General features: G+C 52.6%; 2 tRNA genes and 2 rRNA genes. All 4 read right to left on the bottom strand.

Annotation, left to right across the window (positions count from 1 at the left end):
• Positions 1-167: 167 nt before the first annotated feature.
• A 23S ribosomal RNA gene (locus FEZ61_RS23570) occupies positions 168-3,060 on the bottom strand.
• 304 nt (positions 3,061-3,364) lie between these two features.
• Positions 3,365-3,440, bottom strand: a tRNA-Ala gene (locus tag FEZ61_RS23565).
• Between the two features lie 6 nt (positions 3,441-3,446).
• Positions 3,447-3,523: transfer RNA gene (locus tag FEZ61_RS23560), tRNA-Ile, on the bottom strand.
• A gap of 96 nt (positions 3,524-3,619) precedes the next feature.
• Positions 3,620-5,156 (bottom strand): 16S ribosomal RNA (locus tag FEZ61_RS23555).
• The 16S and 23S rRNA genes sit together here with 2 tRNA genes alongside, the layout of an rRNA operon.
• Between the last annotated feature and the right edge of the window lie 235 nt (positions 5,157-5,391).

Here is a 5,391-nt window from a genome sequence, read left to right as displayed (position 1 = left end):
TCGTCAAGCAATTCGGTTGGCTGGCCAGGCGTTGAGCATGCCTGGCTGGCCCAATTGGGTCGGTGATCGAAGTAGACAACTCGTCTTTGGGTCTTGCGAACCCACGCGCCGTTTTCGGCGTCGTCTTCCTCACGCTCTGACCTGCGGTCAGATTGTTTGGGTGTTATATGGTCAAGCCTCACGGGCAATTAGTATCGGTTAGCTCAACGCCTCACAGCGCTTACACACCCGACCTATCAACGTCGTAGTCTTCGACGGCCCTTCAGGAAGCTCAAGGCTCCAGTGAGATCTCATCTTGAGGCAAGTTTCCCGCTTAGATGCTTTCAGCGGTTATCTCTTCCGAACATAGCTACCCGGCAATGCCACTGGCGTGACAACCGGAACACCAGAGGTTCGTCCACTCCGGTCCTCTCGTACTAGGAGCAGCCCCTCTCAAATCTCAAACGTCCACGGCAGATAGGGACCGAACTGTCTCACGACGTTCTAAACCCAGCTCGCGTACCACTTTAAATGGCGAACAGCCATACCCTTGGGACCGGCTTCAGCCCCAGGATGTGATGAGCCGACATCGAGGTGCCAAACACCGCCGTCGATATGAACTCTTGGGCGGTATCAGCCTGTTATCCCCGGAGTACCTTTTATCCGTTGAGCGATGGCCCTTCCATACAGAACCACCGGATCACTAAGACCTACTTTCGTACCTGCTCGACGTGTCTGTCTCGCAGTCAAGCGCGCTTTTGCCTTTATACTCTACGACCGATTTCCGACCGGTCTGAGCGCACCTTCGTACTCCTCCGTTACTCTTTAGGAGGAGACCGCCCCAGTCAAACTGCCCACCATACACTGTCCTCGATCCGGATGACGGACCAGAGTTAGAACCTCAAGGTTGCCAGGGTGGTATTTCAAGGATGGCTCCACGCAGACTGGCGTCCACGCTTCAAAGCCTCCCACCTATCCTACACAAGCAAGCTCAAAGTCCAGTGCAAAGCTACAGTAAAGGTTCACGGGGTCTTTCCGTCTAGCCGCGGATACACTGCATCTTCACAGCGATTTCAATTTCACTGAGTCTCGGGTGGAGACAGCGCCGCCATCGTTACGCCATTCGTGCAGGTCGGAACTTACCCGACAAGGAATTTCGCTACCTTAGGACCGTTATAGTTACGGCCGCCGTTTACCGGGGCTTCGATCAAGAGCTTCGCTTGCGCTAACCCCATCAATTAACCTTCCGGCACCGGGCAGGCGTCACACCCTATACGTCCACTTTCGTGTTTGCAGAGTGCTGTGTTTTTAATAAACAGTCGCAGCGGCCTGGTATCTTCGACCGGCATGAGCTTACGGGGTAAACCCTTCACCCTCACCGGCGCACCTTCTCCCGAAGTTACGGTGCCATTTTGCCTAGTTCCTTCACCCGAGTTCTCTCAAGCGCCTTGGTATTCTCTACCCGACCACCTGTGTCGGTTTGGGGTACGGTTCCTAGTTACCTGAAGCTTAGAGGCTTTTCCTGGAAGCATGGCATCAACCACTTCTCCTTCTAAAAGAAGGATCGTCATCAGCTCTCGGCCTTAACTGTCCGGATTTACCTAAACAGTCAGCCTACCACCTTAAACTTGGACAACCAACGCCAAGCTGGCCTAGCCTTCTCCGTCCCCCCATCGCAGTAACTAGAAGTACGGGAATATTAACCCGTTTCCCATCGACTACGCCTTTCAGCCTCGCCTTAGGGACCGACTCACCCTGCGTCGATTAACGTTGCGCAGGAACCCTTGGTCTTTCGGCGTGCGAGTTTTTCACTCGCATTGTCGTTACTCATGTCAGCATTCGCACTTCTGATACCTCCAGCAAGCTTCTCAACTCACCTTCACAGGCTTACAGAACGCTCCTCTACCGCATCACCAAAGGTGATACCCGTAGCTTCGGTGCCTGGTTTGAGCCCCGTTACATCTTCCGCGCAGGCCGACTCGACTAGTGAGCTATTACGCTTTCTTTAAAGGGTGGCTGCTTCTAAGCCAACCTCCTAGCTGTCTAAGCCTTCCCACATCGTTTACCACTTAACCAGGACTTTGGGACCTTAGCTGACGGTCTGGGTTGTTTCCCTTTTCACGACGGACGTTAGCACCCGCCGTGTGTCTCCCATGCTCGGCACTTCTGGGTATTCGGAGTTTGCATCGGTTTGGTAAGTCGGGATGACCCCCTAGCCGAAACAGTGCTCTACCCCCCAGAGTGATACATGAGGCGCTACCTAAATAGCTTTCGAGGAGAACCAGCTATCTCCGAGCTTGATTAGCCTTTCACTCCGATCCACAAGTCATCCCCTGCCTTTTCAACGGAAGTGGGTTCGGTCCTCCAGTCAGTGTTACCTAACCTTCAACCTGCTCATGGATAGATCGCCCGGTTTCGGGTCTATTCCCAGCGACTAAACGCCCTATTAAGACTCGCTTTCGCTACGCCTCCCCTATTCGGTTAAGCTCGCCACTGAAAATAAGTCGCTGACCCATTATACAAAAGGTACGCAGTCACCTAACAAAGTAGGCTCCCACTGCTTGTACGCATACGGTTTCAGGTTCTATTTCACTCCCCTCTCCGGGGTTCTTTTCGCCTTTCCCTCACGGTACTGGTTCACTATCGGTCAGTCAGGAGTATTTAGCCTTGGAGGATGGTCCCCCCATATTCAGACAGGGTTTCTCGTGCCCCGTCCTACTCGATTTCATTGATAAGAGCGTTTCGCGTACAGGGCTATCACCCACTATGGCCGCACTTTCCAGAGCGTTCCGCTACTCTCAAATCAACTTAAGGGCTGGTCCCCGTTCGCTCGCCACTACTAAGGGAATCTCGGTTGATTTCTTTTCCTCAGGGTACTTAGATGTTTCAGTTCCCCTGGTTCGCCTCTTAACCCTATGGATTCAGGTTAAGATACCTAGCTTATGCTAGGTGGGTTTCCCCATTCAGAGATCTCCGGGTCACAGGTCATTTGCCACCTCACCGAAGCTTATCGCAGGCTATCACGTCTTTCATCGCCTCTGACTGCCAAGGCATCCACCGTATGCGCTTCTTCACTTGACCATATAACCCCAAGCAATCTCGCTGACGTCCAAGGACGCTACCGATCTGCAAAGCGTTAAATGAGTGAAGACGACATTTCGCCGAAAACTTGCGCTTGAGTTCGCAAGATTTTACCTTGACGACACTAACTGCCAGTGAAAACAGTTAATGCAGTCTACTTCTATCACTTTCCCAATTTTTTAAAGAACAGTTCTGATCAAAGACCAGAAGTCAGCATTTGTGCCCTTCTCATTACCTGGCGGTAGGGAGAAGTCAAAGACTCACTTCTGAGCTTTCAAGCAATCGCGTTAGCGGTAGGTGGAGATGGTGGAGCCAAGGAGGATCGAACTCCTGACCTCCTGCGTGCAAGGCAGGCGCTCTCCCAGCTGAGCTATGGCCCCATCGATTGGTGGGTCTGGGCAGATTCGAACTGCCGACCTCACCCTTATCAGGGGTGCGCTCTAACCAACTGAGCTACAGACCCAATCGTCTTACCTTGAGTCTAACTAACTCAATTGCTCTTCTATCAGTGAATCAAGCAATTCGTGTGGGAGCTTGTCAGCAAGCTGACATCTTCGATTAAGGAGGTGATCCAGCCGCAGGTTCCCCTACGGCTACCTTGTTACGACTTCACCCCAGTCATGAATCACTCCGTGGTAACCGTCCTCCCGAAGGTTAGACTAGCTACTTCTGGAGCAACCCACTCCCATGGTGTGACGGGCGGTGTGTACAAGGCCCGGGAACGTATTCACCGTGACGTTCTGATTCACGATTACTAGCGATTCCGACTTCACGCAGTCGAGTTGCAGACTGCGATCCGGACTACGATCGGTTTTATGGGATTAGCTCCACCTCGCGGCTTGGCAACCCTTTGTACCGACCATTGTAGCACGTGTGTAGCCCTGGCCGTAAGGGCCATGATGACTTGACGTCATCCCCACCTTCCTCCGGTTTGTCACCGGCAGTCTCCTTAGAGTGCCCACCATAACGTGCTGGTAACTAAGGACAAGGGTTGCGCTCGTTACGGGACTTAACCCAACATCTCACGACACGAGCTGACGACAGCCATGCAGCACCTGTGTCTGAGTTCCCGAAGGCACCAATCCATCTCTGGAAAGTTCTCAGCATGTCAAGGCCAGGTAAGGTTCTTCGCGTTGCTTCGAATTAAACCACATGCTCCACCGCTTGTGCGGGCCCCCGTCAATTCATTTGAGTTTTAACCTTGCGGCCGTACTCCCCAGGCGGTCAACTTAATGCGTTAGCTGCGCCACTAAGATCTCAAGGATCCCAACGGCTAGTTGACATCGTTTACGGCGTGGACTACCAGGGTATCTAATCCTGTTTGCTCCCCACGCTTTCGCACCTCAGTGTCAGTGTCAGTCCAGGTAGTCGCCTTCGCCACTGGTGTTCCTTCCAATATCTACGCATTTCACCGCTACACTGGAAATTCCACTACCCTCTACCGCACTCTAGCCAGACAGTTTTGGATGCAGTTCCCAGGTTGAGCCCGGGGATTTCACATCCAACTTATCAAGCCACCTACGCGCGCTTTACGCCCAGTAATTCCGATTAACGCTTGCACCCTTCGTATTACCGCGGCTGCTGGCACGAAGTTAGCCGGTGCTTATTCTGTCGGTAACGTCAAAACTCACAGGTATTCGCTGTAAGCCCTTCCTCCCAACTTAAAGTGCTTTACGACCCGAGGGCCTTCTTCACACACGCGGCATGGCTGGATCAGGCTTTCGCCCATTGTCCAATATTCCCCACTGCTGCCTCCCGTAGGAGTCTGGACCGTGTCTCAGTTCCAGTGTGACTGATCATCCTCTCAGACCAGTTACGGATCGTCGCCTTGGTAGGCCTTTACCCTACCAACTAGCTAATCCGACCTAGGCTCATCTAATAGCGTGAGGTCCGAAGATCCCCCACTTTCTCCCGTAGGACGTATGCGGTATTAGCGTTCCTTTCGAAACGTTGTCCCCCACTACTAGGCAGATTCCTAGGCATTACTCACCCGTCCGCCGCTGAATCGAGGAGCAAGCTCCTCTCATCCGCTCGACTTGCATGTGTTAGGCCTGCCGCCAGCGTTCAATCTGAGCCATGATCAAACTCTTCAGTTAAGTAGACTGATCGGGTTTTGAGAAAACCCTAAACTTGGCTCAGCAATCGCAAAAAACTCATGAATTCACGAGTTACTTGTGTTGCTGATAATCTTGCGACATCAGACTTATCTCACAAGCACCCACACGAATTGCTTGATTCAACTTGTTAAAGAGCAGTGGTTGCGACCGTGTCGCTAACCGAGGCGCGCATTCTACGCTGGCCTCACATCCTGTCAAGCGTTGATTTGAACTT

The organism is Pseudomonas sp. MS15a(2019), assembly GCF_013277805.1.
In the GTDB taxonomy this organism is placed as follows: Bacteria; Pseudomonadota; Gammaproteobacteria; order Pseudomonadales; family Pseudomonadaceae; genus Chryseomonas; species Chryseomonas benzopyrenica.
This window is presented reverse-complemented; position numbering and strand designations above follow the sequence as displayed.